This window comes from Pseudonocardia ammonioxydans, assembly GCF_900115005.1.
In the GTDB taxonomy this organism is placed as follows: domain Bacteria; phylum Actinomycetota; class Actinomycetes; order Mycobacteriales; family Pseudonocardiaceae; genus Pseudonocardia; species Pseudonocardia ammonioxydans.
In genome coordinates this window covers 149,612-176,246 of the sequence record NZ_FOUY01000002.1, presented here as the reverse complement: position 1 = coordinate 176,246, position 26,635 = coordinate 149,612, and the positions used below count along the sequence as shown (strand labels likewise).

The following is a 26,635-nucleotide window of genomic DNA, read 5'->3' as shown; positions in this document are numbered from 1 at the left end:
GCCGTGACCCGACGACGCACCCCGCGCACCACCCGCACGGTGCTCGGCGGGGTCGGTGCCGGTGCCGTGCTGGCCGTGACCGCCCCGCTCACCCCGGTGGACGCCTCGCCGCCCGGCCCGGCCGGGGTCGACGAGACCCTTCCGCTGCGCGTCGTCGGTGTGCCGCCGGTTGCGGGCGCCCTGCTACCGGCGGGCACGACACCGGCAGCAGGGCCGACCCCGCCGGCACGGGTGGCCCCCGCCGCGCCGGGGCCGACCACCGCGCCCCCTCCGGTCCCCGGGCCACCGCCGGTGCTGGACATCGCGGACGCGACCCGCGCCGTCCTCGCCGCCGTGCCCGCCGACCCGGGTTCGGCGGCCCGAGCTGCCCTCGACGCGGTCGCGGCCCGCGCAGCTCTCGAGGCGGCCGCCGTCCGCCGGGCGGCCGAGCAGACGGATCGGGCGGCGCCGGCACCCGAGCGGACCTCCGCACCCGGTCCGGATCCCGCTCCCGCCGGCGAGCGTGCGACCACCCCGGCCACCGGCCTGTCCGGGGCGGCCGCACGCGTCGTGGAGCTGACCAACGCCGAGCGCACGCAGGCCGGGTGCTCCGCACTCACCGTGGACCCGCGCATCACGGCGGCCGCCCAGGCGCACAGCGAGGACATGGCCGCCCGCGGCTACTTCGCCCACGACAGCCAGGACGGCCGCGACTTCGCGGACCGGATCACCGCGGCCGGCTACGACGCGCCCGGGGCGGAGAACATCGCGATGGGCCAGCAGGACGCGGCGGACGTCGTGCAGGACTGGATGGAGTCCCCGGGCCACCGCGCGAACATCCTGAACTGCTCGCTGACCACGATCGGGGTCGGTCTCGCCGACGGGTACTGGACACAGAACTTCGGACGCTGACCCCGTTACTTCGGGCGCTGACCCCGTTCCGGACCGGACCTCGCGCGCACCCGGCACCGCCGCGCGACGGTGGCTAGGCTGCCCGGCAGCCGGGACGACCGGCGGACGGGAGTGGTCGCAGACCATGTCGGTGATCGACAACGCGGTGTACGTCGACGGCCGCCGGGCCGCGGCCCCCGGCTCGATCGAGCGGGCCGTCGACGAACTGCGACGGTGCCGGGACGAGCGCGTCGCGGGCGACGGGTCCGCGGACACGCAGAGCTTCTGCTGGATCGGGATGCTCCGCCCGGACCTGGCGGAGATCCACGAGGTCGCGGACGAGTTCGCGCTGCACGGCCTCGCCGTCGAGGACACCGTCAATGCCCACCAGCGGCCCAAGATGGAGCGCTACGGCGAGACCGAGTTCGTCGTGCTGCGGCCGGCCCGCTACGTCGACCGCGACGAGGTCGTGCAGATCGGCGAGGTGCACCTGTTCCTCGGCCCGGGCTTCGTGATCACCGTCCGGCACGCCGTCGAACCGGACCTCGCCCAGGTGCGGCACCGGCTCGAACGCGACCCCGACCTGCTCGCCCACGGGCCGATGGCAGTGCTGTACGCCGTCCTGGACCGGGTGGTCGACGACTACATGCCGGTGCTCGACGGGCTGCAGGACGACATCGACCAGATCGAGGAGCAGGTCTTCCAGGGCGATCCGCACGTGTCCCGGCGGATCTACCAGCTGACCCGCGAGGTGATCGCGTTCCAGCGCGCGGTGGAACCGCTGCAGGAGATCTTCGCCGAGCTGCACGGGCGCTTCGCCAAGTCCGGGGACAGCCCCGACCTGGAGCTGCGCCGGGCGATGCGCGACGTCATCGACCACGCCACCCGGGTCCGCGAACGCGTCGAGGGCTTCCGGGACCTGCTCGGCAACATCCTCACCGTCAACGCGACGCTGGTCGCCCAGCGGCAGAACGAGGAGATGACCCGGCTCAGCGAGGCCGGCTACCAGCAGAACGAGCAGATGAAGAAGGTCTCGTCGTGGGCGGCGATCATCTTCGCCCCCAGCCTGATCGCAGCCGTCTACGGCATGAACTTCGACAACATGCCCGAACTGCACTGGACGTTCGGCTACCCGATGGCGTTCGGGCTGATGATCGTCGCCGCGCTCGCGCTGTACACGACGTTCAAGCTGAACGACTGGTTGTAGGGCCGGGCGCGCACCCCCCGGCACGCGCCCGGCCCCGGCCGCCGGCTCCCCCGGTCCGGCAGGTTCTCGCGGGCGGCTCAGCCGCCCGGCCGCGGTGCCGTCGTCGCCGGCGGGGGTGCACCCACGGATGTGGCCGGCGTCGGTGCGGCGCCCGGAACGGTGACGACCATCGGCTCCGGCGGCGTGGTCGTGCACCGGCCGGTCTCCGGGTCGACGGTGCGGGTGTCCCGCGGGAAGGGTCCCGCCTGGTCCTCACCGAGCACGTTCACGCCGTTCTCGTCGGTGCAGGCGAACTCGTACACCGTCAACGGCTGCCCGTCCTGGTCGAACAGGTGGACGCCGGACAGCGGGCGGCCCGCGGCGTCGAACGGCCGCACCTCGGTGACCGGCTCACCGTCCTGGGCCAACCCGATCGGCGACCCGGTGACGGGAGGATCGGGCTCGAGCATCGTCTCGGCCGCCGCGATCAGCAGACCTGCTGCGAAGGCGTTGAGCGGCACGACCAGCCAGAGCCGGCGCCGGTCGGCACGGGCCCGGTACCCGAGCGCCACCGAGAGCGGCACCGCGACCACGGCCAGCAGCACCCCCGCGAGGAGCCCGGCCGAGCCGTCGTCGAACCCCAGCAGGACGACGCCGACACCGGCCGCCGCGATCGCCCGCAGCACCCACCAGCCCGGCTGCAGCCCCGCCACGAACGCCACGATCCCGGGCGCCCGGGACGCTCCGTCCGGCGTGACCGCGCCGTCGGACGGCGCCCCCGGCCCGACCGTCGCCCGCCGGGACAGCCGGTCGCGCAGCCCGGCGACCGGCCCCAGCGCCCCGACCGGCGCGAGCCGCGGGCCCTGCCCGAGCACCGGCAGGGCCCCGACACCGGCCACGACCAGGGCGATCCCCAGCAGCGCGGCGGCGTCCGGGCCCGCGAGCCCCGACACCCCGGCCAGCAGGGTCGCCGGCACCAGCATCAGCACCGCGAACCAGGCGGCCCACGGGAACCGGCCCCGCGGCGGCGCGGCCGGGGGCGCCGGGAAGCCGGCGGCCGCACGCAGCTCGGCGGCGTACCCCTCGGGCGCACCGAGCCGCTCGTGCACCGCGGCACGGTCGTAGCCCTCCCCGAGCTCCCCGTCCAGGTCGGCGAGGTGCCCGCGGGTGTCCTCGACGATCTCCTCCAGCTCGGACGACGGCAGGTCGCCCAGTGCCGTGCGCAGCCCGGCCAGGTAGTCGGTGGTCACCGGATCCTCGATCCGGACCGTCTCGTCGGTGCTGGTCCCCATCGCCCCGATGTCCTCGCTTCCGTCGTCCCCGACGCCCGTCCCGCGGCCCCCGGTCACGTGCTCACCAGCCCGTCCATCGTCGCGGCGAACTCCCGCCACCGACGGGTCGTCTCCCCCAGCCGGACCCGGCCCGGCTCGTTGATCGCGTAGTACTTCCGGTGCGGCCCCTCCTCGCTCGGGACCACGTACGACGTCAGCAGGCCGGCCCCGTAGAGCCGGCGCAGCGTGCCGTACACCGAGGCGTCGCCGACCTCGGTCAGCCCGGCGGCGCGCAGGGCACGGACGACCTCGTAGCCGTACCCGTCCTCCCTGTCGAGGACGGCCAGGACCGCGAGATCGAGCACCCCCTTGAGCAACTGGCTGGTGTCCATCGCCCCCTCCTTCTACACGGGAGACTAGTACGCGATCCGCAGTAGTGTCGATGGCGTTGCAACGTCTGCGTGTCGTGCGGGGGTCGTGGGCGCATCGCGACGGGGTCGCGACCGGTGCTCAGCGCCGCGGCCTCGGCTGGCAGCGCGGGCAGGTGAACGAGGACCGGTTCATGAACGCGTCGCGGCGGATCGGGGTACCGCAGCGCGTGCACGCCCGGTCCGTCTGCCCGTAGACGTCGAGCGAGCGGTCGAAGTAGCCGGAGGCACCGTTGACGTTGACGTAGAGCGCGTCGAACGAGGTCCCGCCCTGGGCGAGCGCCTCGGTCATGACGGTGGTGGCCGCGTCGAGCACGGCATGGCCCTGCGCCCGGGTCAGCTTCTCCGTCGGCCGCAGCCCGTGCAGCTTCGCCCGCCACAGCGCCTCGTCGGCGTAGATGTTGCCGATGCCGGAGACGACCGTCTGGTCCAGCAGCGCCCGCTTGAGCTCGGTCCGCCTGCGGCGCAGCGCGGCCACGGCGTCCTCGGCGGAGAACGCGGGATCCATGGGGTCCCGCGCGATGTGCGCGACCGGTTCCGGGACCAGCCCGCCGCCGGTCGCGGGGGCCAGCGGGTGCACGGACAGGCCGCCGAACGTGCGCTGGTCGACGAACCGCAGCTCGGGGCCGTCGTCGTCGAACCGGATCCGCACCCGCAGGTGCTTCTCGTCGGGTTGCGCGGCGTCCTCGACGAGCATCTGCCCGCTCATGCCGAGGTGGGCGAGCAGGGCGTCCTCAGCGCTGTCACCGGGGTCGGCCGAGTCCAGCTCCAGCCACAGGTACTTGCCACGACGGGCCGCGGCCCGCACGGTGCGGCCGGTCAGCCGGGCGGTGAAGTCGTCCGCGCCGGTCGCGTGCCGGCGGACCGCACGCGGGTGCCGCACCTCGACGGTGGCCACCCGCCGGTCCAGGACGTGGTCGGCGAGGCCCCGGCGGACGACCTCGACCTCGGGGAGCTCGGGCATCTACAGGGTGGAGCCCGTGTTCTGCTCGGCCGACAGGGCGCGCCAAGCGAGCTCGGCCGCCTTCTGCTCGGCCTCCTTCTTGGTGCGCCCCGCGCCGCTGCCGAGGTCACGGCCCCCGACGACGGCGGTCGCGGTGAACACCTTGAGGTGGTCCGGGCCCTCCTCGTCGATCCGGTACTCGGGCACGCCGTGCCCGCCGGCGGCGGTGAGCTCCTGCAGGCTGGTCTTCCAGTCCAGGCCGGCGCCGAGCAGCGGTGCGGACCGCAGCAGCTCCGCGAACAGCCGGTGGATCAGCTCACGGGAGGGTTCCAGGCCGTACTGCAGGTAGACCGCGCCCAGCAGCGCCTCGGTGGCGTCGGCCAGGATGCTGGCCTTGCCGCGGCCACCGGTCATCTCCTCGCCGCGCCCCAGGTACAGGTAGGACCCGAGCCCGTGGGACGCGCCCTCCGGTGTCGGGAGCGCCGCGGCGACGCCGGCCAGGGCGTGCATGTTCACGACGCTGGCCCGCAGCTTCGCCAGCTGGCCCTCCGGCAGGTCCGGGTGGTCCCGGTACAGCCGCTCGGTGACGACGATCGACAGCACCGAGTCCCCGAGGAACTCCAGGCGCTCGTTGGTCGGCAGCCCCCCGTGCTCGTACGCGTACGACCGGTGGGTGAGCGCGAGGGTCAGCAGCTCGTCGCCCAGCTCCACACCGAGCGCGGACAGCAGAGGAGACCGGTCCGTCACCGGACCGGTCACACTCTTGTCTCCCACTACCCGATCAGGCCGGGCGGGTGACCTGCCGGCCGTCGTACTGACCGCAGGTCGGGCAGGCGATGTGCTGCAGCTTCGGCTCGCGGCAGGCGCGGTTCGAGCAGGCGACCAGGGTCGGCGCAGTGGCCTTCCACTGCGACCGGCGCGAACGCGTGTTGGACCGCGACATCCGGCGCTTGGGAACGGCCATGATGACTCTCCTCGGTATTTCGTCGATCAGGTCTGGCGCACCACCGGCGGGAACCGCGGGGATCACCGGCGCGGGCGGTGCTGTTCCGTGCTCAGCGGTGATCGCTCGGTGCTGCTCAGCGCTGCTCACTGGAGGGGAGGCGCTCCTCGAGTGCCTCCCAACGAGGATCCAGTGTCTCATGCCCGTGATCCGACGGGAGATCGGCCCACCTCTCGCCGCAGTCACTGCACAGACCGGGGCAGTCCGGTGTGCACAGCGGTGCCATCGGGAGGTCGGTGACGACCGCGTCGCGCACCGTCTGGGTGAGGTCGATCCGCTCGTCGACCAGGCGCGGGATCTCGTCGGCGTCGGTGGTCTCCTCGGTCACCGAGTCCGGGTAGGCGAACAGTTCGCCGATCCGGATCTCGACGTCGTCGGTGACCGGGTCGAGGCACCGCGAGCACTCGCCCTCGAGCGAGGCGGTCGCGGTCCCGGACACGTAGACGCCCTCGGTCACCGACTCCAGGGAGATGTCGAGGTCGACGCCGGACCCGCCGGGGACGGCGATCACACCGACCAGACCGATCGCCTCCGCACCCGAGGGGGCGGGCACCGTCCGGCTCACGGTGCGCTGGGTGCCGGGCCGCCGGGCGAGCTCGCGGGTACTGAAGACCCACGGGTTGTCGTCGGGACGATCAGGGGTGCGCTGCGTGCTCATGACCCGGCCCAGGGTACGCGTGTGGTCTCAGCGGCGTCGCCGCACGTCGAACGCGTCCGCCACCAGGGCGGCGAGTTCGAGGAACGCCGCCGCGGTGGCCGGCCGCAGCCGGTCCGGGTCGATCCGGCCACCGGTGGCCAGGTGCGGGTCGTGCGGGACCTCCACCACGCCGCGCACGCGCGCGCGGAAGTGCTCGAGGACGCGACCGGCGTCGACCTCGGGGCTCTGCCGGTCACCGGACAGGACGACGACGGCGTCGCGCGCCAGGTCGTCGTGCCCGTGCGCGACCAGCCAGTCCAGGGTCTTGCTCGCCCGCCCGGCACCGTCGACGGTCGGGGCGCCGACCACGACGACCGAGTCGGCCCGCGCCAGGGTCCCCTCCATGGCCGAGTGCACCAGGCCGGTCCCGGAGTCCGTGACGATGATGTTGAAGTACCGGCCGAGCAGGTCGCAGACGCGCTCGTACTCGTCACGGCGGAACGCGTCCCCCGAGGCCGGGTCCTGCTCCGAGGCGAGCACCTGCAGCCGGCCGGCGAGGCTGGTGTAACGGGAGACGTCGGTCCAGGTGGCGACCCGGTCGATGTCGTCGAGCAGCTCCCGCACGGTGACCCGCGAGTCGCCGGTGAGCCGGTCGGCGAGCGTTCCCGCGTCCGGATTCGCGTCGAGGACGACGGCGCGGTCGCCACGGTGCTCGGCCAGCGTCAGACCCAGGCAGGCCGCCACCGTCGTCTTCCCGACCCCGCCCTTGACCGACATGACCGCGACCCGGTGCGCCCCGGGCAGCCGGCCGCGGACCCGCTCCAGCAGCTCGGCGCGGCGCTCCTCGACATCGCTGCGCCCGGGGTTGACCCGGCCCCCGGTGACGTCGTGCAGCAGCCGCCGCCACCCGGACCCGGGGCGCTCGGCCCGCGGGCGCAGCACCTCGTCCTCGCGCAGGTCCGGCGCAGCGGGCGCCGGTGGCCGGTCGGGCTGGTCGGCCGGTCGGGTCGTCACGGGTGGTCCCTCCAGACGGTGCCCGTAGCGCTCCCACCAGGTCGCGGGATCGGGCTCGGGCCGGCGCGCCATGGGACGAACAGTAGTACGACGGTCCCGTTCACCGGAGCGTTCGCGGGCCCGCTCGACGTGCCGTCACAGGCCGGGCGGGGCCAGCGCGCCGCGGATCATGCCGACCAGTGCCCGGACCAGCCCGGGCAGCTCCCGCTCGGGGTCCTCCGGCTCGTGGGCCAGCAACCAGGTGTCCATCGCCTGCCCCATCCCGAACACCACCGCGACCAGCAGCCCGGGCGGCAGGTCGGTCCGCACCGCGCCGGCCGCCCGCCCGGCCGCGAGCGCCCGCCCGGTCCAGGGCTCGATCAGCTGCGCCAGTTCCTCCTGCGCCTGCTGCAGGGCCGGGTTCCCGGAGGCCGCGATCCAGCCCCGCAGCAGCGCGGCGAGCTTCGGGGTTCCGGCGAGGACCGTCACGATCCGCAGGTAGTGGTCCTCGACAGCGGCCCAGAAGGCGTCCGGGCCCCCGGTCTCCGGCAGCGGGAACGACCCGAGCCCGTCGAACAGGCGCTCCAGCTCCACCCGCGCGACGTGGACGTAGAGGTCCTCCTTGCCGTCGAAGTGGTAGTACAGCGACCCCTTGGACATGCCCGACGCCTCGAGCACCCGGTTCAGCGAGGCGTCGTGGAAGCCGTGGGCGGCGAACTCGTCCAGCGCGGCGCGCTCGATCGTCCGCTGCTGGTCCTGCGGGAGCCGCGCGTAGCGGGACCGGACCATCCTCACGCCTCCCGCGCGGCCGGGAAGCCGGGCAGCTCGACGGCGTCGGACAGGCTCCGGCCCGCGATCAGGACCCCGACCCGCGGCAGCCCGGTCAGCGCGAGCGCCGCGTTCCGCACGAGCAGACCGAACCGGTTCGCCGGCGCGAAGACCGTGCCGAGTCCCGTGGCGGCGTCCTGCTTGGCCCGCAGGAACCCGGCGAGCCGCTGTTCGTAGCGGGCGAACGCCGCCGGGTGACCGTCCGAGCGGGCCAGCTCCGAGCCCAGCACGTACGCCTCGACCATCGCCAGCGCCGAACCCTGCCCGGCCAGCAGCGACACGCAGGCCGCGGCGTCACCGACCAGGGCCACCCGCCCCCGGGTCCAGGACGGCATCCGGATCTGGCTGACCCGGTCGCAGTAGAACGTGGCGGCGCCCGGCATCGCGTCCAGGATCCGGGGCACCTCCCACCCGGCGCCGGCCAGGCGCTCGCGCAGCAGGGCCTGCTGCGCGCCGGCGTCGTCCGGGAGTGCGCCCTCGTGCCGGACCGTCAGCAGGAACAGGGTGCGTCCGCCCGGCAGCCCGACCCGCACCACCTGATAGCCGACGCCGGCGTGCATCACGGCCATCCCCTCGTCGTACGGGGTGTGGTCGTCGACCTCGAACGCCGCGACCACGATCCCGAGGGAGCGCTCGAAGCGGTCCTCGGGCCCGAAGACCAGCCGGCGCACCCGCGAGTGCAGCCCGTCGGCACCCACCACCAGGTCGGCGTCGGTGCGCGCGCCGCTCTCGAACTCCACCCGGACCCGGTCGCCGGTGTCGTCCAGGGCCGCCACGGTGTCGCCGCGGATCAGCTCGACGCGGTCGGCGACCGCGTCGAGCAGCACGTTCGCCAGCTCGGAGCGGGCGATGCTGATGTAGCGTCCGCCGGTCGCGGCGACGAGCGCCGACGGGTCCAGGGCGGCGATGCGCCGGCCCGCCGCCGTGACCGAGCGTCCCTCGCTCATCCGGAAGCCGCGCCGCTCCAGGTCGTCGACGACGCCCATCCGCTCGGCGACGTCGTACCCCGCGCCCCAGAAGTCGACCACGTACCCGCCCGCGCGCGGTTCGGGAGCCCGTTCGACCAGGACGACCTCGTGCCCCGCCCGCACCAGCCAGTACGCCAGCGTCGGTCCCGCCACGCCTGCGCCGACGATCACCGTCTTCATGTCATCCCCCCGAACCGATGGTTGGACCACCAGTCTAGACCGGTGGTCCACAGATCGGTACCGAGTTGCCGCCCCGGCAGGGTGCGGTCAGTCGGTGGACGCGCGGGCGGCCCGCCGGGTCGCCCCCGGCGTCTCCCCCACGACCGCCCGGTAGCGACGGGTGAAGTGCGCCTGGTCGGCGTACCCGAGGTCGGCGGCGAGCACCGCGAGATCGGTGTCCGGTTCGAGCCGCAGCGTGGTGGCGGCGTGCTGCAGGCGTCGGCACTCGATCAGCCACAGCGGCGTGAGCCCGACGTGCGCGCGGACCAGCCGCTCCAGCGTCCGGGGCGCGACCCCGACCTCCGCCGCGAGCTGGTCGGCCCGGACGACGTCGGCGCGGTCCTCGGCCAGCGCGCACGCCCGGTTGACCAGGCGCCCGGCCGCACCCACCCGCGCGGCACAGGGAGCGAGCCACTCCCGCAGCACGCCCGCCACCGCCCGGTCCGGGTCGGCGGAGTCGCGCATCGCCGCCGTCACCGCCCCCACCGGGGCGTCCGGGACGGGCTCCGAGGCGCCCTGCAGCGCGGCGGGTGGTGTCGCACTGAGCAGCGGCAGCGCGGCGGGCCGCAACAGCACGGCCGCCACCCAGGATCGTCCGGCCAGCTCACGGGTGTCGACGACGGTCTTCGGCCCGTACAGGCGCGCGCCGATCGGGTCGACGACCAGGTTGAACGCCGGGTACTGCAGCACGCGCTGCACACTCGTCCGCCCGGGGGCGACGTCCCAGCGGACCACCCAGGCCCACCGCACGAGGTCGTCGAGCCCGATCGGGAACCGCGACAGCGCCACCTCCGGGGCACCCGGGGTGAGATGCCCGCGCGAGTCGACCATCTGTTCCCCTCCTGTCGGGAATCTTCTAGAGACCGCCCGGAGCCCGCGCGACGCTCGTACCCATGACGAACACCACCAGCACTGCCGCACTCACCGGCGAGCACACCACCGACGGCCGCCCGACGGTCAGCACCTCGCTGACGCCGCACGTGGTCGCCTCCCCTGCCCGCGAGGCGATCGAACTCTACTCCGCGGCGCTCGGCGCCCGGGCCGTGTCGATCACCGAGATGGGCGGGCTGATCGGGCACGCAGAGCTGGAGCTGGCGGCGGGCCGGTTCACCGTCAGCGACGCGATGCCGGACTACGGGCTGGTCTCCGCCGAGCCCGGTGACCACCCGGTCAGCATGTCGCTGGCCGTCTACGTCACCGACGTCGACGCCGCCGTCGCCACGCTGGCCGCCGCCGGGTCGACGATCCGGGAGCAGCCGGCGACGTTCGTCTCCGGGGACCGCTTCGCCTCGGTCGTCGACCCGTACGGCGTCCGCTGGGCGATCATGACGCGGGTCGAGGACCTGTCCCCGGAGGAGAGCGAGCGCCGGGTCACCGAGTGGGCGGCGCAGCAGGGCTAGTCGGAGCTAATCGATCAGGTCCATCCCGGTGCCGGTGCGCCCGTCCTGCGGATACTCACGCCCACCGGTGTCGTAGCCGGGGCCGTACTGCCCGCGCCAGAGCTGGCTGCGGCCCCGGCCGACGACGCCGAGGGCGTTGTTCAGGGTGGCCTCCAGCTCCCCGAGGGTGGTGTCGACGTAGTCGTCGCACTCCCGGCGGAGCCGGTCGGCCTCGGCGTGCGCGGCGTCGACGACCTGCCCGGCCTCGGCGTGCGAGGCCCGGACGACCTCGGTCTGGGAGACCAGCCGGGTCTGCTCGTTCTGGCCGTCGGCGACGAGGCGGTCGTGCGCCGCCCGGCCGGCGTGCGTCATCCGCTCCGCCTCGTCCCGGGCCCGGTCGGTCAGCTCGGCGTACTGCCGGCGGCCGTCGGCGACGGCGCGCTCGGCCTCGTGCCGGGCCTCGGCCAGCGTCCGGGAGGCCTCCTCCTGCGCCTCGGCGACGAGCCGTTCGGCCTCGGTGCGGGCGTTCTGCAGCGTCTCCTCGGCCTCGGAGTTCGCGGCCGTGCGGGTCTCCTCGGCCTCCCGCTCCGCCTCCGACACGACCTCGTCGCGGCGGTCCAGCACGTCCTGGGCGTCGTCCATCTCGCCCGGGATCGCCTCGCGGACGTCGTCGAGGAGTTCCAGCACGTCGCCGCGCGGGACGACGCAGTTGGACGTCATCGGGACGCTGCGCGCCTCCTCGACGATCGTCACCAGCGCGTCCAGTGACTCGAAGACCCGGTACACGCCGCGAATCATCGCACCGGCGCCCGGCCCGGGCCGTTATTCCGCGCCGCTCCCGCGTGTCAAGTTCCGGTCGGGTGACCCTCACAGGAGGGACGGGCACCCGCCCGGGCTCACTCCCCCAGCCGCTCGAGCAGCCGGCGGTGCACGCTCGGCGGCAGGAACGGGGCCACGTCGCCGCCGCCGCGGGCGACCTCCTTGACCAGGGAGCTCGACACGTACACCTGGCCCGGTGCACCGGGCAGGAACAGCGTCTCGACGCCGGTCAGGTGGCGGTTCATGTGCGCCATCGGGAGCTCGTAGTCGTAGTCGGTGGCCCCGCGCAGGCCCTTGACCAGCGCCTCCACCCCGCGGTCGCGGCAGTAGTCCACGACCAGCCCGGAGAACGACTCGACCCGGACGCCGGGCAGGCCGTCGGTGATCTCGCGCAGCATCTCGACCCGCTCGTCGACCTCGAACAGCCCTTGCTTGCGCGGGTTCACCAGGATCGCGACGTAGACCTCGTCGAACAGCGCGGCGGTGCGCTCGATGACGTCGAGGTGGCCGATCGTCGGCGGATCGTAGGACCCGGGGCACACCGCCCGGCGCACTTCGGACATGCGGCGCAACCTATCAGCCGCTGATCTTCGTGCCCCGCTCGTCACCCCGGACGGTCAGTCGCCCGCCGGGTACCGGGCCAGGTGCAGGACGGTGTCGCCGTAGCGCCGGGGCCGCCCCGGTTCGAAGCCGGCCGGCCAGGGGAACTCCCCGGCCGAGCGGCCGCGCTCCACCACGATCTCCGCGCCGGCGGCCAGCCAGCCGTTGCCGGCCGCAGCACTCAGCCACACCGCGATCTCGCTGTCCGGGACGGCGTAGGGCGGGTCGACCAGCACCACGTCGAACGCCCGCGGCGCCGGGCCGGCGAGCACGGTCCCGGCCTTCCCGGCCACCACCCGCCCGCCGAGCCCGACGGTCCCGACGTTGCGCCGCAACACGCCTGCCGCACGGCGGTCGGCCTCGACGAACACCGCGTCGGCCGCGCCCCGCGACAACGCCTCCAGGCCGAGCGCGCCGGACCCGGCGCACAGGTCCAGCACGGCGGCCCCGGCCAGCCCGGGATCGTGGTCGAGCGCGGAGAACAGCGCCTCCCGCACCCGGTCCGGGGTCGGCCGGGTGCCGGACGGCGGCACGTCCAGCCGCCGTCCGCCCGCATCACCCGCGATCAGCCTCATGGCACCTCCGGCGCCCGTGCGTGGTTACCGCGGCTCTGACCGCGATAACCACTCACGGGCTCAGTTCCACCAGGAGGTCGCCGCCCTCGACCTGCTGGACCTCACCGATCGCCAGCCGTGCGACCGTCCCGCCGCGGTGGGCGGTGATCGAGGCCTCCATCTTCATGGCCTCGATGGTGGCGACGGTCTGCCCGGACTCGACCTTCTCGCCCTCGGCCACCGCCACGGTGACGACCCCGGCGAACGGCGCGGCGACGTGGGCGTCGTTGTTCTTCTCGGCCTTCTCCGCGGCCTTGACCTCGGTCGCGATCGACTCGTCGCGCACCGCGACCGGGCGCAGCTGACCGTTGAGCGTGGTCAGCAGGGTGCGGTAGCCGCGCTCGTCGGGCTCGGAGACCGCCTCGAGCTCGATCAGCAGCGTCACGCCGGGCTCGAGCTCGACGGTGTGCTCGAGGTCCTCCTCCAGGCCGTAGAAGAAGTCCTTCGACGACAGCACCGCGGTGTTGCCGTACTGCTCGCGGTGGGCGTCGAAGTCCGTGGTCGGGCCGGGGAACAGCAGCCGGTTCAGCGTGCGCCGGGTGTCGTCCCGCAGCCCGCGACGGTCCTGGATGGACAGCTCGGCCTTCTCCGCCTCCGGGTTGCGGCCCTCGAGTGCCCGGGTGCGGAACGGCTCCGGCCAGCCGGCCGGCGGCGAGCCGAGCTCTCCGCGCAGGAACCCGACCACGGAGTCGGGGATGTCGAACGAGGCCGGGTCGGACTCGAAGTCGGCCGCGTCCACCCCGGCACCGACCAGGTGCAGCGCCAGGTCCCCGACGACCTTCGACGACGGGGTCACCTTCACCAGCCTGCCCAGCATCCGGTCCGCGGCGGCGTAGCAGTCCTCGATCAGCTCGAACCGGTCACCGAGCCCGAGCGCGATCGCCTGCTGGCGCAGGTTCGACAGCTGCCCGCCCGGGATCTCGTGGTGGTACACCCGCCCGGTCGGCGACGCCAGCCCGGACTCGAACGGCGCGTAGACCTTGCGCACCGCCTCCCAGTACGGCTCCATGTCCCCCACCGCCTGCAGCGACAGCCCGGTGGAGCGCTCGGTGTGGTCGGTGGCCGCGACCAGCGCCGACAACGACGGCTGGCTGGTGGTCCCCGCCATCGACGCGACCGCGCCGTCGACGGCGTCGACCCCGGCCTCGATCGCCGCGGTCAACGTCGCCAGCTGCCCGCCCGCGGTGTCATGGGTGTGCAGGTGCACCGGCAGATCGAACCGCTCCCGCAGCGCCGTGACCAGCGCCCGCGCCGCCGGCGGCCGCAGCAGACCGGCCATGTCCTTGATCGCCAGCACGTGCGCACCCGCGTCGACCATCTGCTCGGCCAGGCGCAGGTAGTAGTCCAGGGTGTAGACCTGCTCGCCGGGATCCGACAGGTCCGCGGTGTAGCACAGCGCCACCTCGGCCACGGCCGTGCCGGTGGCCCGGACCGCGTCGATCGCCGGACGCATCTGCGACACGTCGTTGAGCGCGTCGAAGATCCGGAAGATGTCCATCCCCGTCGCCGCGGCCTCGGCGACGAACGCGTCGGTCACCTCGGTCGGGTACGGCGTGTAGCCGACGGTGTTACGCCCGCGCAGCAGCATCTGGGTGCACAGGTTCGGCGCCGCGGCCTTGATCGCGGCCAGCCGCTCCCACGGGTCCTCGGCCAGGAACCGCAGCGCCACGTCGTAGGTCGCCCCGCCCCAGCACTCCAGCGACAGCAGCTCCGGCATCGTGCGCGCCACGTACGGCGCCACCGCGACCAGGTCCCGGGTCCGGATCCGGGTCGCCAGCAGCGACTGGTGCGCGTCCCGGAACGTGGTGTCGGTGACCGCCACCCGGGTCTGCTCCCGCAGCCGCCGGGCGAACCCCTCGGGCCCCAGCTCCCGCAGCAGCTGCGCCGACCCGTCCGGCACCGGCTGCTCCAGGTCGACCACCGGCAGCTTGTCCACCGGCTCGACCACGACCGGGCGCTCACCGTTGGGCCGGTTCACCGTGACCTCGCCCAGGTACTGCAGCACCCGCGAACCCCGGTCGGCCGACGGCCGCGCCCGCAACAGGTGCGGACGCTGTTCGATGAAGCTGGTCGTGACCCGCCCGGCCTGGAAGTCGGCGTCGTCGAGCACCGCGGCCAGGAACGGCAGGTTCGTCGCCACCCCGCGGATCCGGAACTCCGCGATCGCCCGCCGCGCCCGCCGTGCCGCGTTGGCGAAGTCGTGACCGTGACAGGTCAGCTTCACCAGCATCGAGTCGAAGTGCGCCGACACCTCGGCGCCGACGTGCACCGTCCCGCCGTCCAGGCGCACCCCCGGCCCGCCCGGCGAGCGGTACACCGAGATCGTGCCCACGTCCGGGCGGAACTCGTTCGCCGGGTCCTCGGTCGTGATCCGGGTCTGCATCGCCGCCCCGGACAGCGTGATGTGGTCCTGGGTCAGACGCAGCTCCGGCAGCGACTTCCCGGACGCGATCCGCAGCTGGGCGATCACCAGGTCCCGGTCGGTGACCTGCTCGGTCACCGTGTGCTCGACCTGGATCCGCGGGTTCATCTCGATGAAGTGGTGCTTGCCGCGCTCGTCGAGCAGGAACTCCACCGTGCCCGCGTTGACGTAGCCGATCTGGCGGGCGAAGTTCACCGCGTCGGCGCAGATCCGGTCCCGCACCTCCGGGTCCAGGTTCGGCGCCGGCGCGATCTCGACGACCTTCTGGTGCCGGCGCTGCACCGAGCAGTCCCGCTCGTAGAGGTGCACCACGTTGCCGGACCCGTCGGCCAGGATCTGCACCTCGATGTGACGCGGGTTGACCACGGCCTGCTCCAGGAACACCGTCGGGTCCCCGAACGCCGACTCGGCCTCACGCATCGCGGCCTCGATCGCCTCGCGCAACGCGTCCGGCTCGGCCACCCGGCGCATCCCGCGCCCACCACCACCGGCCACCGCCTTGACGAACACCGGGAAGTCGATGTTCTGCGCCGCCGCCAGCAGCTCCTCGACGTCCGACGACGGGTCCGACGACTCCAGCACCGGCACCCCCGCCTCGCGGGCGGCCGCCACGGCACGGAACTTGTTGCCCGTCAGGTGCAGCACCTCGGTCGGCGGCCCGACGAAGGTGATGCCCTCCTCGGCACACGCCCGCGCCAGGTCCGGGTTCTCCGACATGAACCCGTAGCCCGGGTAGATCGCGTCCGCGCCGGCCTTCTTCGCGGCCTTGATCACCTCGTCGACCGACAGGTAGGCCCGCACCGGGTGCCCCGGCTCACCGATCTGGTAGGACTCGTCCGCCTTCGCACGGTGCAGCGAGTTGCGATCCTCGTACGGGAACACGGCGACCGTCGAGATCCCCAGCTCGAAGGCCGCCCGGAACGCGCGTATCGCGATCTCACCCCGGTTGGCCACCAGCACCTTGCGGAACATCGCCTCTCCTCCAGTTCGGTGACGGCGTCGCCGGTCCACGGGGTTTCCGCAGACCGGACGCGTGATCCTGACACGTGGGAGGCCCGGGTTCCACCGATCGACCATCTGACGAGATCACGGGCCCGGCGGCGCGCGGGCGCCACCCGGTCGGACCGCACCGCCGACGCGCCGATTCCGGTAGCAAGGAGTCATGACACGGAGCGCCTACGGCCGCCACGGGCGCGGCCATCCCGGCCCGTGGCACGGGCACGGGCGGCTCGAACACCGCGCCGACCGGCTCCGGCGCCGGGCGGAGTGGCAGGTCGCGCGGCACGACCACCGGCGGGAACGACGGCTGCGGCGCCGGGGCGGACCCTCGCACCCGGTCGCGAAGGTCGCCGTGGTGTCCGGAGCGGTGCTCCTCGCGGGAACGGCGGTGGCGGTGGTGGTCACGGTGGTCGCGCAGATCCTGGCCGTGCTGCTGTTCGCCATGCTGGCGGTGGGCGCGTACTCGCTGGTGACGGGGTCGCTCGGGACGGGCTCGCGCGGGAAGGACACCGCGCACCGCCCCGAGGTCGACGCACCGACGTCCGCCCGTGCCGCCGCGGAGTCTACCGAGGAGGCCTGGCGGCGCGCCCGCGCCGACTTCCAGCGGGTCCGGGCGGAGTTCGTCGCCCACGAGACGGACCCGATGGCCGTGCTGCACCGGCCCGCGTTGTCCGACGTGTCCGTCGGGAGCACGGCCCGGTTCGTCGACGCCTTCTCCGCCGCCCAGGCCCTCGACACCGACGGCTACCCGGACGAGCCGTACGGGGCGTCCTACGTCCGTGCGGTCGACCAGGCCCGCCGGGCGTGGCGGGCCGCGGTCGAGGCCGCCGACCGGATCCGGCTCTCCGGGCTCGCCCCGGAGGAACGACGCACCGTCGAGCGGGTGGTCAAGCTGCTGACCACCGCGCGGGACTCCGACTCCGAACCGGAGCGGCTGGCCGCTTACGCCCGCGCCCGCAGCGAGCTGGACCGGCTGGACCGGGCCGGTGTCGTGCACCTGCCGAAGGCGGCCCGGGCGCGGTTGGACGCGCGGGCCCGCGGGGAGCTGCCGGGTTCCTGAGGGCCTCAGCCGGCGCCTCGGCCTCGCACCGACCGACACGTCGGACGGCTGGGCGTCCTGCTCCTGCCGCCCCTCCGCCAGGGACACCACTGTGAGCCCGTCGACGCGTCGTCGGCGCGGTCGGACCCCATCGAACCCGCGTCCGCCTTGCGATCCCGCAGTGGGCTGACGATGCGCCGAGGTCTCGACGTTCTGTACCGAGCACGGATCTCGCGTCAGTCGCTCCATGGGCTGCCGCCACCGTGCTCGAGCCGAAAGCCTGCGGCGCTGCGTGAGGCCAGGTCCGGACGGCCGAGGCCGAGTCCGTCGAACCCGACTGGCGAGGTCACGGTCCAGACCGTTCCGACAGTCCTTCATCGGCAGCGACGTGCGCCGCCGCCGGGCCGCCACGGTCGGCGCCCGAGCCGGCGACACGACCGCCATCACTGATCTCGACCGTCTTCACCGATCTCGACGGCGCGATCCTCGCCGAGCGCCACCGGACCCCGCACCCGGCGTCCGCTATGTCGGCACCGGTCGACCCCGCGGACGACAGCCGAAGCACCCGCGGGAGCGTCACCGCAGTCCTGACACACCAACTGTCACCGATGCCCTGATGCGCAACTGTCGCCGATGTCCTGAGACATCACGCGCGACTTCGACCGTTCGACCGTTCGACGCGCCTCGCCAACCGCTCGAACACATCTTCGACGAAACATCCTTGTACTGCGGAAACCGTCGGCCCCCGCCGCTAGAATCGAGGACATGCAGCAGCCGGTGGCACTCCCCGCAGGCCTGGCGGAACACCCGCCGGGCCCGCAACTGTGCGCCCTGCTGGCCGACCTCGACACCACCCAGGTCAGCAACCACGCCACCGTGGTCCTGCTGCGCGCGTGGCGGCGGCTGCGATCCCACGTCGAAGCCGAGGAACTGCGGGTGCTGGCCGAACTGGGGCGCCGCGACACCGCCGCCGACCCCCACACCCTCGCCCGGGCCGACCAGCCCGACCCGGGGTGTGTGCTCGAGATCGCGACCGCGTTGACGGTGACCGAGAACGCCGCCGCCCGCGACCACAACCTGGCCGAGACACTGGTGTGGCGGCTTCCGGCGGTGCACGCCGCGCTCGCGGCCGGACAGATCGACCGCGCGAAGGCGTGGGTGTTCGCCGACTACCTCGGCGACGAGGAACTCACCGACGCCTGTGTCGCCCGGGTGCTGGGGGCGTTGCTGCCGCGGGCGCCGGGGTTGACCACCGGGCAGCTACGGGCGCGGATCCAGCGGATGCTGATCGCGGCCGACCCGGACGCGGCGCGGCGCCGGTATCGGGCGGCGGTGCGCGAGCGGCGGGTGGTGTGTTACCTCGATCGGGACGGGGCGGCGACGATCTCGGTGATCGGGTTGGACCCGGCCGCGGCGCAGGCCTCGTGTGAACGGGTCGATGCGCTGGCCCGGGCGGTGCGTGAGGCCGGGCATCCGGACTCGTTGACCCGGATCCGGGTGGAACTGTTCACGGCGTTGACCGACGGCACCGTGCACACGATGAGCAACGACCAGATCATCGCCACCCTGCTGGCCCGCGCCGCCACCCGCGACACCGACACCGACACCGACTCCGATGAGGGGCCGGTCGGGCCGGTGCACAACGAGAAGGTGGCCCGGGCGCGGCGGTGGGCCGAGGCCGACCGCGCCCGCCGCTCCGCAGGCCCGGGCGGCGCCCACGGCCGGACCGGCACCGACGACGGGGGCGGCGCCGACGACGTGGGCGGCGCCCACGGCGGGACCGGTACAGACGGCCTGACCGGGACCGGTAGTGCCGGCACCGATGACCAGACCGGCCCCGAGGGCTCTGGATCCGCCGACGCCACGAACGCCACGAACAGCACGGGCGACGGGGCGGAAAGTATGGCTCGCTCGGCCGGCACCGAGAACCAGAACGGCGCCGACGACCAGAGCGGCAACGGGGGCGACGGTCGCGCCGACTGCCCAGCTCACGACAACGGCGACGATCAGGACGACACCGTCGACAGCGACGTCCGCGCGAGCGCGGACGTCGGGGACACCGGTCACGGACAGGCCGGCGTGGTCGTCCACGGCTCCGCCGACGACAGTGACCACCCCACCGGCGACCCCGGCCCCGACGATCACGGGCCGACACCACCCCCGGGGCCCGGGACAGGCCCCGACCAGCCCGACACTCCCAGTGGCGACAGTGGTGGCGGCGGGGTCGTGCCGGGTCCGCCGGTCGAGGCCCCACCCGAGCGGGCCCGGACCGGGATCGAGATCCGCATCCGGCTCTCCACCCTGCTCGGCCACGACCAACACCCCGCCGAGATCCCCGGCCTGGGTCCGCTGCTGGCCGGGCCCGCCCGCGACACCGTCGCCCGCCACCACTACGCCGAATGGCGCTTCGCCATCACCGACCCCGACGGCCACCTGCTCCTGGCCGGCCACACCCGCCACCGGCCCACCACCGAGACCGGGTCGGGGCCGGGGCCGAAGCGCAGGCCCAGGCGCAGGCCCAGGCCCAGGCCGAGGTCGAGGCCCGGGGCGGGGCAGAGCCACGGCGGCGTCGTCGAACTCCAGATCCCGGCCACCCTGCTGACCGCACTCGTCCTCGACCCACCACCCGGCTGGGAACGCCTGATCGCCGACCTCGCCGCCCAGTACGCCCGCCGCCACCGCCTGCGCGCCGCACTGAACCGGCACCCGCACGCCCGCTTCCCACACCGGGCCCTACGCCGCCACGTCGAGGTCCGCGACCGCACCTGCAGCTTCCCCGGCTGCCGACGCCCCGCCCGCAAAGCCCAGCAGGACCACACCCACGAACACCGCCACGGTGGTGTCACCGTCGAGGCCAACCTCGGGCCGCTGTGCGTGTTCCACCACGCGATCAAGACGGCCGGCCACTGGCACCTGGTCCAGCCCCGCCCCGGCACGTTCCGGTGGACCAGCCCGCTGCGCCACCACTACCTCACCCGCGGCGAACCCGTCTGTCCACCACTGCCCGACCCGGTCCCGCCCGACGACACCGCCCCGGCACCCGATACCGGGCGCGGGCCCCGCTCGGCGGCCCAGGACGCCCTCGACGAGAAACCGCTCTTCCCCGAACCCGAGGCCGAACGTGAGTCCGCGTCGGACGCGACCGGCGACGACACGGCGGAGACCGCGAACGACATGACCGAGACCGACGACGCACCCGACCGGAACCCGGCGGATGAGCCGGACGATGACGAACCACCGTTCTAGGTTCGCCGCGGTCGGCACGGGCGCGAGGCTGTTGGGCTCGTCCCGGAGGACGCACTCGCTCCCGGGGGAATCGCCCCCGGTGGGCGCATGGAGGGTTGTGCAACTCGGCGAGATCCACCTCGAGCACAGCTGTTGCCCTCAAGGAGCTGTCGTCCCGATGCACTCGGGTCGAGCGCACTGTCGTCGACCTGGGCGGCAGCCGTGGCGACACCGGCGACGCCGCGGGTAATCGAATCTTCACTCGGCGCACTCAGTCGGTCCTCCCGGGCGCCGGGTGTCCCTGAGCATCGGGTTTCCGAACCGCCTGTATCTCGGAAGGCGGATCGGCACCGCACGTGACGGCTCCTCTGGTCCTCGAAGACGTGAGCGAGCCCGCCACCCGCCTCCGCGCTCGAGGAGGAACCCGGACCGGCGGCAGCGGAACTCCTGTGGTCGAGCCGACGTCCGGGCGCGGGAGCGCAGTGGCGCGCGGGCAACAGACACGGCACCGCATGGTCATGCGGACAGGCGGTGCGACCTCGCCACACGACGGCCCGGGGGAGCGGCGGCCGTGTGGCCGAGCGGGCAGGAAAGCAGGTCACCGACCACCCACCGGAAGTGACCGGCGTCGCACGCTCAGCTGGCAGTCAACGCTGACTGTTTTCTGTTACCGTCCCTCCCATCGGCGGCGCGTCTCCCGAGCGCCGCGCAATCATCCGTCGCGAAGGAGCGTGGGACGTGCGAGACGCAGTCATCGTCGAGGCCGTGCGTACACCGGTCGGCAAGCGCAAGGGCGGCCTGGCCGGGGTCCACCCGACCGACCTGTCGGCTCACGTGCTCAAGCAGATCGTCGAGCGGACCGGGGTCGACCCCGCGCAGATCGAAGATGTCATCTGGGGCTGCGTGTCCCAGGCCGGTGAGCAGACCTTCGACATCGGTCGCAACGCGGCCCTGGCCGCCGGGTACCCGGAGACCGTCACCGGCGTGACCGTCGACCGCCAGTGCGGGTCGAGCCAGCAGTCGGTGCACTTCGCCGCGGCCGGGCTGATCGCCGGCCAGTACGACGTCGCCGTCGCCGGTGGGGTCGAGTCGATGACCCGGGTGCCGATGGGCTCCGCGCTAATGGAGCAGAACCCCTTCGGTGAGGCGTTCATGGAGCGCTACGGCGCGTTCCCGAACCAGGGCGTCGGCGCCGAGATGATCTCCGAGAAGTGGGGCTTCTCGCGGACCCAGCTCGACGAGTTCGCCCTGCTCTCCCACGAGCGCGCCGCGGCCGCTCAGGACGACGGCCGGTTCGATGCCCAGATCGCCCCGATCGCGGACGTGACCGCCGACGAGGGCGTCCGCCGTGGCGGCACGCTGGAGGGCCTGGCCCAGCTCAAGACGGTGTTCAAGGACGCCGACCAGGGCGGCACGATCCACGCCGGCAACTCCTCGCAGATCTCCGACGGCTCCGCCGCGCTGCTCATGATGACCAGCGAGAAGGCCAAGGAGCTGGGGCTCACCCCGATCGCGCGGGTGCACACCGCGGTCCTCGCCGGTGCCGACCCGGTGATCATGCTGACGGCGCCGATCCCGGCCACCGAGAAGGCACTCGCGAAGTCCGGCCTGTCGCTGTCCGAGATCGGTGCGTTCGAGGTCAACGAGGCGTTCGCCCCGGTTCCGCTGGCCTGGCTGGCCGACATCGCGAACAACGACGCCTCGGTCGCCGAGCGGGTCAACCCGAACGGCGGCGCGATCGCGCTCGGCCACCCGCTCGGCGGGTCCGGTGCCCGGATCATGACCACGCTGGTGCACCACATGCGCGACAACGGCATCCGCTACGGCCTGCAGACCATGTGCGAGGGCGGTGGGCAGGCCAACGCCACCATCCTCGAGCTGCTCTGACCGGCACGCTCCGAACCGCTCCCCCCGACCCGAAAGGAACAGCATCATGGACATCAACGGCTCCGTCGCCGTCGTCACCGGTGGCGCGTCCGGCCTCGGCCTCGCCACCACCGAGCGTCTCGTCGAGAACGGCGCGAAGGTCGTCATCATCGACCTGCCCTCCTCGCAGGGCGAGGCCGTCGCCGACAAGCTGGGTGACGCCGTCCGGTTCGTCGCGGCCGACGTGACGAACGAGGAGCAGGTGAGCGCCGCGCTGGACGCCGCCGAGGAGCTCGGCACCGTCCGCGTCGCGGTCAACTGCGCCGGCATCGGCAACGCCGCGAAGACCTACGGCAAGAAGGGTGCCTTCCCGCTCGACGGGTTCACCAAGGTCATCAACGTCAACCTGATCGGCACGTTCAACGTGCTCCGCCTGGCGGCCGAGCGGATCGCCAAGTCCGAGCCGGTCGACGGCGAGCGCGGCGTGATGATCAACACCGCGTCGGTGGCGGCGTTCGAGGGCCAGGTCGGGCAGGCGGCCTACTCGGCGTCGAAGGGCGGCATCGTCGGCATGACCCTGCCGATCGCCCGCGACCTGGCCGACCTGGGCATCCGGGTCGTCACGATCGCGCCGGGCCTGTTCGAGACCCCGCTGCTCGGCAGCCTGCCGGAGGACGTCAAGGCCTCGCTCGGCCAGCAGGTCCCGCACCCGTCGCGGCTGGGGCAGCCGTCGGAGTACGGCCAGCTCGCCGCGCACATCGTCGCCAACCCGATGCTCAACGGCGAGACCATCCGGCTCGACGGCGCCATCCGGATGCAGCCGCGCTAGTCACGAGCAGCACCTGAGGGGAGGCGTCGCAGATGAAGCGGACGCTCTACGAGTCCGACCACGAGGACTTCCGGGCCGCGTTCCGGGCGTTCGTCGAGAAGGAGATCGTCCCGCACGAGCCGGGGTGGGAGAGCGACGGCATCGTGCCGCGCGAGCTGTACACCACGGCGGGGGCGAACGGGTTCCTGGGCATCGACGTGCCCGAGCAGTACGGCGGGGGCGGGGTCCCGGACTTCCGGTTCAACGCGGTGATCGCCGAGGAGCTCATGCGCTCCGGAGCGGCGGCGGCCGGGCTGGGTCTGACCCTGCACAACGACATCGTGCTGCCCTACCTGCTGGCCTACTGCACCGAGGAGCAGAAGCAGCGGTGGCTGCCGGGCGTCGTGAGCGGAGAGAAGATCCTCGCCATCGCGATGACCGAGCCGGGCATCGGTTCGGACCTGGCGTCGATGTCGACCACGGCGATCCGCGACGGCGACCACTACGTGGTCAACGGCGCGAAGACGTTCATCACGAACGGGGTGAACGCCGATCTCGTCGTCACCGCGGTGAAGACCGACCCGTCGCAGAAGCACAAGGGCATGAGCCTGCTGATGCTCGAGCGCGGGATGGACGGCTTCGAGCGCGGACGCAACCTCGACAAGCTGGGTCAGCACGCGCAGGACACCGCCGAGCTGTCGTTCACCGACGTGCCGGTGCCGGTCGCGAACCTGCTCGGGGAGGAGGGCCAGGGGTTCGCCCAGCTGGTCACCAACCTGCCGCAGGAGCGGCTGTCGATCGCGGTCGCGGCCGTCGCGGCGGCCCGGACGGCGCTGACCCAGACGCTGGAGTACGTGAAGGAGCGCAAGGCGTTCGGCTCGCCGATCGGCTCGTTCCAGAACTCCAAGTTCGTGCTGGCCGAGCTGGACACCGAGATCGACATCGCCGAGCACTACGTCGACGACTGCGTGCGTGCCCTGAACGCGGGTGAGCTCACCGCCGTCGACGCCTCCAAGGCGAAGTACTGGTGCACCGAGCTGCAGGGCAAGGTCGTCGACCGCTGCCTGCAGCTGCACGGCGGGTACGGCTACATGTCCGAGTATCCGATCTCGAAGGCCTACGCCGACGCGCGGATCACCCGGATCTACGGTGGCACCACCGAGATCATGAAGGAGGTGATCGGCCGCAACCTCGGGTTGTAGGCCGATCATGACCACCGAACGCACCCCCGTGTCCAGGACCCGGGCGCAGCGGTCCCAGGACAGCCGCGCCCGGATCCTGGACGCCGCCGTCGCCTGCCTGATCGACGGCGGCTACTCCGGCGCGACGACGCTCACGATCCAGTCCGAGGCCGCGGTCTCCCGCGGCCGGCTGCTGCACCACTTCCCGTCCCGGGACCGGTTGCTGGTCGCAGCCGCCCAGCACCTGGCCGTCAAGCGGGTCGCGGACACCGAGGAACGTGTCCGGCGGGTGGTGGAGCAGAACCCGCCGGCCGACGTCTTCGAGCGGGCCGACCGGGTCATCGAGCTGCTGTGGGAGAGCTTCTCCGAGCCGCACTTCTGGGCCTCGATCGAGCTGTGGACGGCGGCCCGGGTGAACGGCGAGATCGCCGATGCGCTGCGGCCGGAGGAGAAGCGCCTCGGTGCGGCGATCCGGGCCTCGATGGCCCGGATGTTCGGCGAGGAGCTGGCGTCGCGCCCGCGGTTCAAGCAGCTGCGTGACCTGCTGCTGACCTCGATGCGCGGGACCTCGCTGACCTACACGTTCGAACCCCGCGACCCGCGGGCCGACGCGATGCTCGCCCAGTGGAAGGACCTGGCGCGGCTGCTGCTCGGGCGGTAGCCGCCGCGCGCTCAGGTACCGAAGCGCAGCCCGCACGGCGGGGTGGCCGGCTCGGCGCAGCGCGTGTCCGGCCCGGTGGCCGGGGGCCGGACCCGGACGCGGTTGCGGCCCCCGCGCTTGGCCTCGTAGAGCGCCGTGTCCGCGGCCGCGAGCAGCTCGTCCACCCCGACCCCGGCACCGATACCGCCGCCGGCACCGGTCTCGGCGCCGGCGCCACCGTGGTCGGGCGAGGCGGCGACGCCCACCGAGACCGAGAGCGCGCCGACCCGGCCGGCGGTTCCGGTGTCGACCGCGAGTGACTCGACCCGGCGCCGGACCCGCTCGGCGACCTCGCGGGCGCGGCCGGACACGACGTCGTCGGGCCGCAGGCCGCCCAGGGCCACGACGAACTCCTCGCCGCCGAAGCGGCCCACCAGGTCCCGGTCGCGGACCTCCTCGGTGAGCACCCGGGAGACCGCCTGCAGCACGTCGTCCCCGGCGAGGTGGCCGTGCCGGTCGTTGATCGCCTTGAAGTGGTCCAGGTCGAGGATGAGCACGGCTGCCGCACGGCCGGAGCGGTGGGAGCGTTCGAGCAGCTGACCGGTACGCCGGCGCCAGGCCGCCGGGTTGAGCAGGCCGGTCTTGGCATCGGTGTCGACCTGCGCCTCGAGCTGGCGGACCAGGGTGGTCTGCTCCAGGACGAGCAGCGGCAGGACGGCCAGCAGCACCAGCCACGGCGTCGTGTTGCCGATGATCACGGCGACGAGCCCGCCGAGTGACAGCGTGGCCAGCTCGAGCAGGATCTCGCCGCCGAGCAGGATGCGCAGGAAGCGCGACCCCGGCCGGGTCAGCCGCAGCACCGAGACGACCAGCAGCGTGTTGACCAGGGTGAAGGCGACCAGGGCGCCGAGCACGACGCCGGCGACGTGCGGGCTGATCGCGGTCGAGGCCGGGTCGGCGGTGAACAGCCGGACCGCGGCGGCCGCGTGCACCGCCAGCACCATCGTGGCGGTGCTGAACACGTGCCGGTGCGGGGGGACCCCGGCGTCGCGCGAGACCCGCAGGTAGAGGTGGAGGTACACCCCGACGACGACGGCCGTGGCCGCGAGCGGAGGTAACAGCAGAGCGCCCGCGAAAGTCCAGACCGAGGTCATGTTGACGAAGCGGGTCTCGGCGATCCGGCGGCGGAGCCGCTCGGCGCTGAGCGAGAGCTCGGTGTGCACGGCCGCGACCAGGATCAGCAGCCCGGTGAGGACGAGCTCCTCGCGGACGGGGACGAGCGCGTGCCGAACGGTGTGCGACACGTCGGTGGCGATCTGGGCCAGCGCGACGGCCTCCACGGCCAGCACGAGGACCAGGGCCGGGGTGGGGAGCGCGCGGAGCGACCACGACCGGGGCAGCCACCGGCGGTGCCGGGCGTGCCGGGGCAGCGCCTGATGAGAGGTCACGTCGCCGCCCTCCCGTCTCTCACCCTGATCGAAGGGCCAGGTTACCGCTGGGTACAGCAGATCCGGCCAGTGATCGTTCTGGTGGGCGGGACAGGCGGTGAACGGTCCCTCCGGAACGTCGAGCGCCTCAGCGGGATCCCAGGTGATGACGATCCGTCGCCGCGACGCCGCGGGGCGTGCGCGCTTCCACTCGACAGGGTGACTCCACCTGGTCACCCTGATCGCCCGGTATCCGTCGGCCAGGCGCGG

At 73.4% G+C, this 26,635-nt stretch carries 24 protein-coding genes; 9 read left to right on the top strand and 15 right to left on the bottom strand.

The window, feature by feature from the left end; translation table 11 throughout:
- The first annotated feature begins 3 nt into the window (after positions 1-3).
- Together BM093_RS03325 and BM093_RS03320 are read left to right on the top strand one after the other, a co-directional pair.
- Positions 4-891 carry a CAP domain-containing protein gene (locus tag BM093_RS03325; protein ID WP_245773273.1) on the top strand — a complete coding sequence of 296 codons (888 nt, stop codon included), beginning with the start codon at positions 4-6 and terminating at the stop codon, positions 889-891.
- A gap of 124 nt (positions 892-1,015) precedes the next feature.
- Positions 1,016-2,077, top strand: coding sequence for a magnesium and cobalt transport protein CorA (locus BM093_RS03320; RefSeq protein ID WP_093336969.1), 1,062 nt, complete (start codon positions 1,016-1,018; stop codon positions 2,075-2,077).
- 77 nt (positions 2,078-2,154) lie between these two features.
- Here the strand turns inward: BM093_RS03320 and BM093_RS03315 are convergent, their stop codons facing one another.
- From BM093_RS03315 to BM093_RS03270, 10 genes are all read right to left on the bottom strand, one after another.
- A complete protein-coding gene (locus tag BM093_RS03315; RefSeq protein WP_143105241.1) occupies positions 2,155-3,348 on the bottom strand; it encodes an HAAS signaling domain-containing protein in 1,194 nt (397 codons plus the stop codon).
- 53 nt (positions 3,349-3,401) lie between these two features.
- Positions 3,402-3,719 carry a PadR family transcriptional regulator gene (locus tag BM093_RS03310; protein ID WP_093336963.1) on the bottom strand — a complete coding sequence of 106 codons (318 nt, stop codon included), beginning with the start codon at positions 3,717-3,719 and terminating at the stop codon, positions 3,402-3,404.
- Between the two features lie 118 nt (positions 3,720-3,837).
- Positions 3,838-4,719 (bottom strand): bifunctional DNA-formamidopyrimidine glycosylase/DNA-(apurinic or apyrimidinic site) lyase, encoded by an 882-nt coding sequence (gene mutM / locus BM093_RS03305; RefSeq protein ID WP_093336960.1) that lies wholly within the window; start codon positions 4,717-4,719, stop codon positions 3,838-3,840.
- A complete protein-coding gene (rnc, locus tag BM093_RS03300; protein ID WP_093336957.1) occupies positions 4,720-5,472 on the bottom strand; it encodes a ribonuclease III in 753 nt (250 codons plus the stop codon).
- A 7-nt stretch (positions 5,473-5,479) separates the two neighbouring features.
- The gene (rpmF, locus tag BM093_RS03295; RefSeq protein WP_093336954.1) at positions 5,480-5,662 is read right to left on the bottom strand and encodes a 50S ribosomal protein L32; all 183 of its coding nucleotides are present in this window, start codon (positions 5,660-5,662) and stop codon (positions 5,480-5,482) included.
- Positions 5,663-5,777: 115 nt separating this feature from the next.
- Positions 5,778-6,359, bottom strand: a complete 582-nt coding sequence (locus BM093_RS03290) for a YceD family protein (protein ID WP_093336951.1) — start codon at positions 6,357-6,359, stop codon at positions 5,778-5,780.
- 27 nt (positions 6,360-6,386) lie between these two features.
- Positions 6,387-7,424 (bottom strand): nucleotide-binding protein, encoded by a 1,038-nt coding sequence (locus BM093_RS03285; RefSeq protein WP_245773272.1) that lies wholly within the window; start codon positions 7,422-7,424, stop codon positions 6,387-6,389.
- Between the two features lie 63 nt (positions 7,425-7,487).
- Positions 7,488-8,120, bottom strand: a complete 633-nt coding sequence (locus tag BM093_RS03280) for a TetR/AcrR family transcriptional regulator (RefSeq protein ID WP_093336948.1) — start codon at positions 8,118-8,120, stop codon at positions 7,488-7,490.
- A gap of 2 nt (positions 8,121-8,122) precedes the next feature.
- A complete protein-coding gene (locus tag BM093_RS03275; protein ID WP_093336945.1) occupies positions 8,123-9,307 on the bottom strand; it encodes an FAD-binding domain in 1,185 nt (394 codons plus the stop codon).
- 87 nt (positions 9,308-9,394) lie between these two features.
- The gene (locus tag BM093_RS03270; protein WP_093336942.1) at positions 9,395-10,177 is read right to left on the bottom strand and encodes a helix-turn-helix domain-containing protein; all 783 of its coding nucleotides are present in this window, start codon (positions 10,175-10,177) and stop codon (positions 9,395-9,397) included.
- Between the two features lie 62 nt (positions 10,178-10,239).
- Between BM093_RS03270 and BM093_RS03265 the strand changes: the two genes are divergently transcribed.
- Positions 10,240-10,746 carry a VOC family protein gene (locus tag BM093_RS03265; RefSeq protein ID WP_093336939.1) on the top strand — a complete coding sequence of 169 codons (507 nt, stop codon included), beginning with the start codon at positions 10,240-10,242 and terminating at the stop codon, positions 10,744-10,746.
- A 6-nt stretch (positions 10,747-10,752) separates the two neighbouring features.
- On the opposite strand, the gene BM093_RS03260 is transcribed toward BM093_RS03265, so the two are convergent.
- The 4 genes from BM093_RS03260 to BM093_RS03245 all read right to left on the bottom strand — a co-directional run bounded on the left by BM093_RS03260 (position 10,753) and on the right by BM093_RS03245 (position 16,152).
- A complete protein-coding gene (locus BM093_RS03260; protein WP_093336936.1) occupies positions 10,753-11,511 on the bottom strand; it encodes a DivIVA domain-containing protein in 759 nt (252 codons plus the stop codon).
- Positions 11,512-11,621: 110 nt separating this feature from the next.
- The gene (gene coaD / locus BM093_RS03255; protein ID WP_177238250.1) at positions 11,622-12,098 is read right to left on the bottom strand and encodes a pantetheine-phosphate adenylyltransferase; all 477 of its coding nucleotides are present in this window, start codon (positions 12,096-12,098) and stop codon (positions 11,622-11,624) included.
- A 63-nt stretch (positions 12,099-12,161) separates the two neighbouring features.
- Entirely contained in the window at positions 12,162-12,719 is a 558-nt protein-coding gene (rsmD, locus tag BM093_RS03250; RefSeq protein ID WP_093336930.1) for a 16S rRNA (guanine(966)-N(2))-methyltransferase RsmD, read from the bottom strand.
- A 52-nt stretch (positions 12,720-12,771) separates the two neighbouring features.
- Positions 12,772-16,152 carry a pyruvate carboxylase gene (locus BM093_RS03245; RefSeq protein ID WP_093336928.1) on the bottom strand — a complete coding sequence of 1,127 codons (3,381 nt, stop codon included), beginning with the start codon at positions 16,150-16,152 and terminating at the stop codon, positions 12,772-12,774.
- Between the two features lie 190 nt (positions 16,153-16,342).
- On the opposite strand from BM093_RS03245, the gene BM093_RS03240 reads away from it, so the two are divergent.
- The 6 genes from BM093_RS03240 (at position 16,343) to BM093_RS03215 (ending at position 24,959) form a co-directional block, all read left to right on the top strand.
- On the top strand, positions 16,343-17,239 hold the full coding sequence (locus BM093_RS03240) for a hypothetical protein (RefSeq protein WP_093336925.1): 897 nt from the start codon (positions 16,343-16,345) through the stop codon (positions 17,237-17,239).
- A gap of 744 nt (positions 17,240-17,983) precedes the next feature.
- Positions 17,984-20,464, top strand: a complete 2,481-nt coding sequence (locus tag BM093_RS03235) for an HNH endonuclease signature motif containing protein (protein WP_093336923.1) — start codon at positions 17,984-17,986, stop codon at positions 20,462-20,464.
- A gap of 717 nt (positions 20,465-21,181) precedes the next feature.
- Positions 21,182-22,330, top strand: a complete 1,149-nt coding sequence (locus BM093_RS03230; RefSeq protein ID WP_093336921.1) for a thiolase family protein — start codon at positions 21,182-21,184, stop codon at positions 22,328-22,330.
- Between the two features lie 46 nt (positions 22,331-22,376).
- Positions 22,377-23,138 (top strand): 3-hydroxyacyl-CoA dehydrogenase, encoded by a 762-nt coding sequence (locus BM093_RS03225; RefSeq protein ID WP_093336918.1) that lies wholly within the window; start codon positions 22,377-22,379, stop codon positions 23,136-23,138.
- Positions 23,139-23,170: 32 nt separating this feature from the next.
- Positions 23,171-24,319: an acyl-CoA dehydrogenase family protein gene (locus BM093_RS03220; protein WP_093336915.1), complete on the top strand. Its 1,149-nt coding sequence runs from the start codon at positions 23,171-23,173 to the stop codon at positions 24,317-24,319.
- 7 nt (positions 24,320-24,326) lie between these two features.
- Entirely contained in the window at positions 24,327-24,959 is a 633-nt protein-coding gene (locus BM093_RS03215) for a TetR/AcrR family transcriptional regulator (protein WP_093336913.1), read from the top strand.
- 11 nt (positions 24,960-24,970) lie between these two features.
- On the opposite strand, the gene BM093_RS03210 is transcribed toward BM093_RS03215, so the two are convergent.
- Positions 24,971-26,386 carry a GGDEF domain-containing protein gene (locus BM093_RS03210; protein ID WP_093336910.1) on the bottom strand — a complete coding sequence of 472 codons (1,416 nt, stop codon included), beginning with the start codon at positions 26,384-26,386 and terminating at the stop codon, positions 24,971-24,973.
- Between the last annotated feature and the right edge of the window lie 249 nt (positions 26,387-26,635).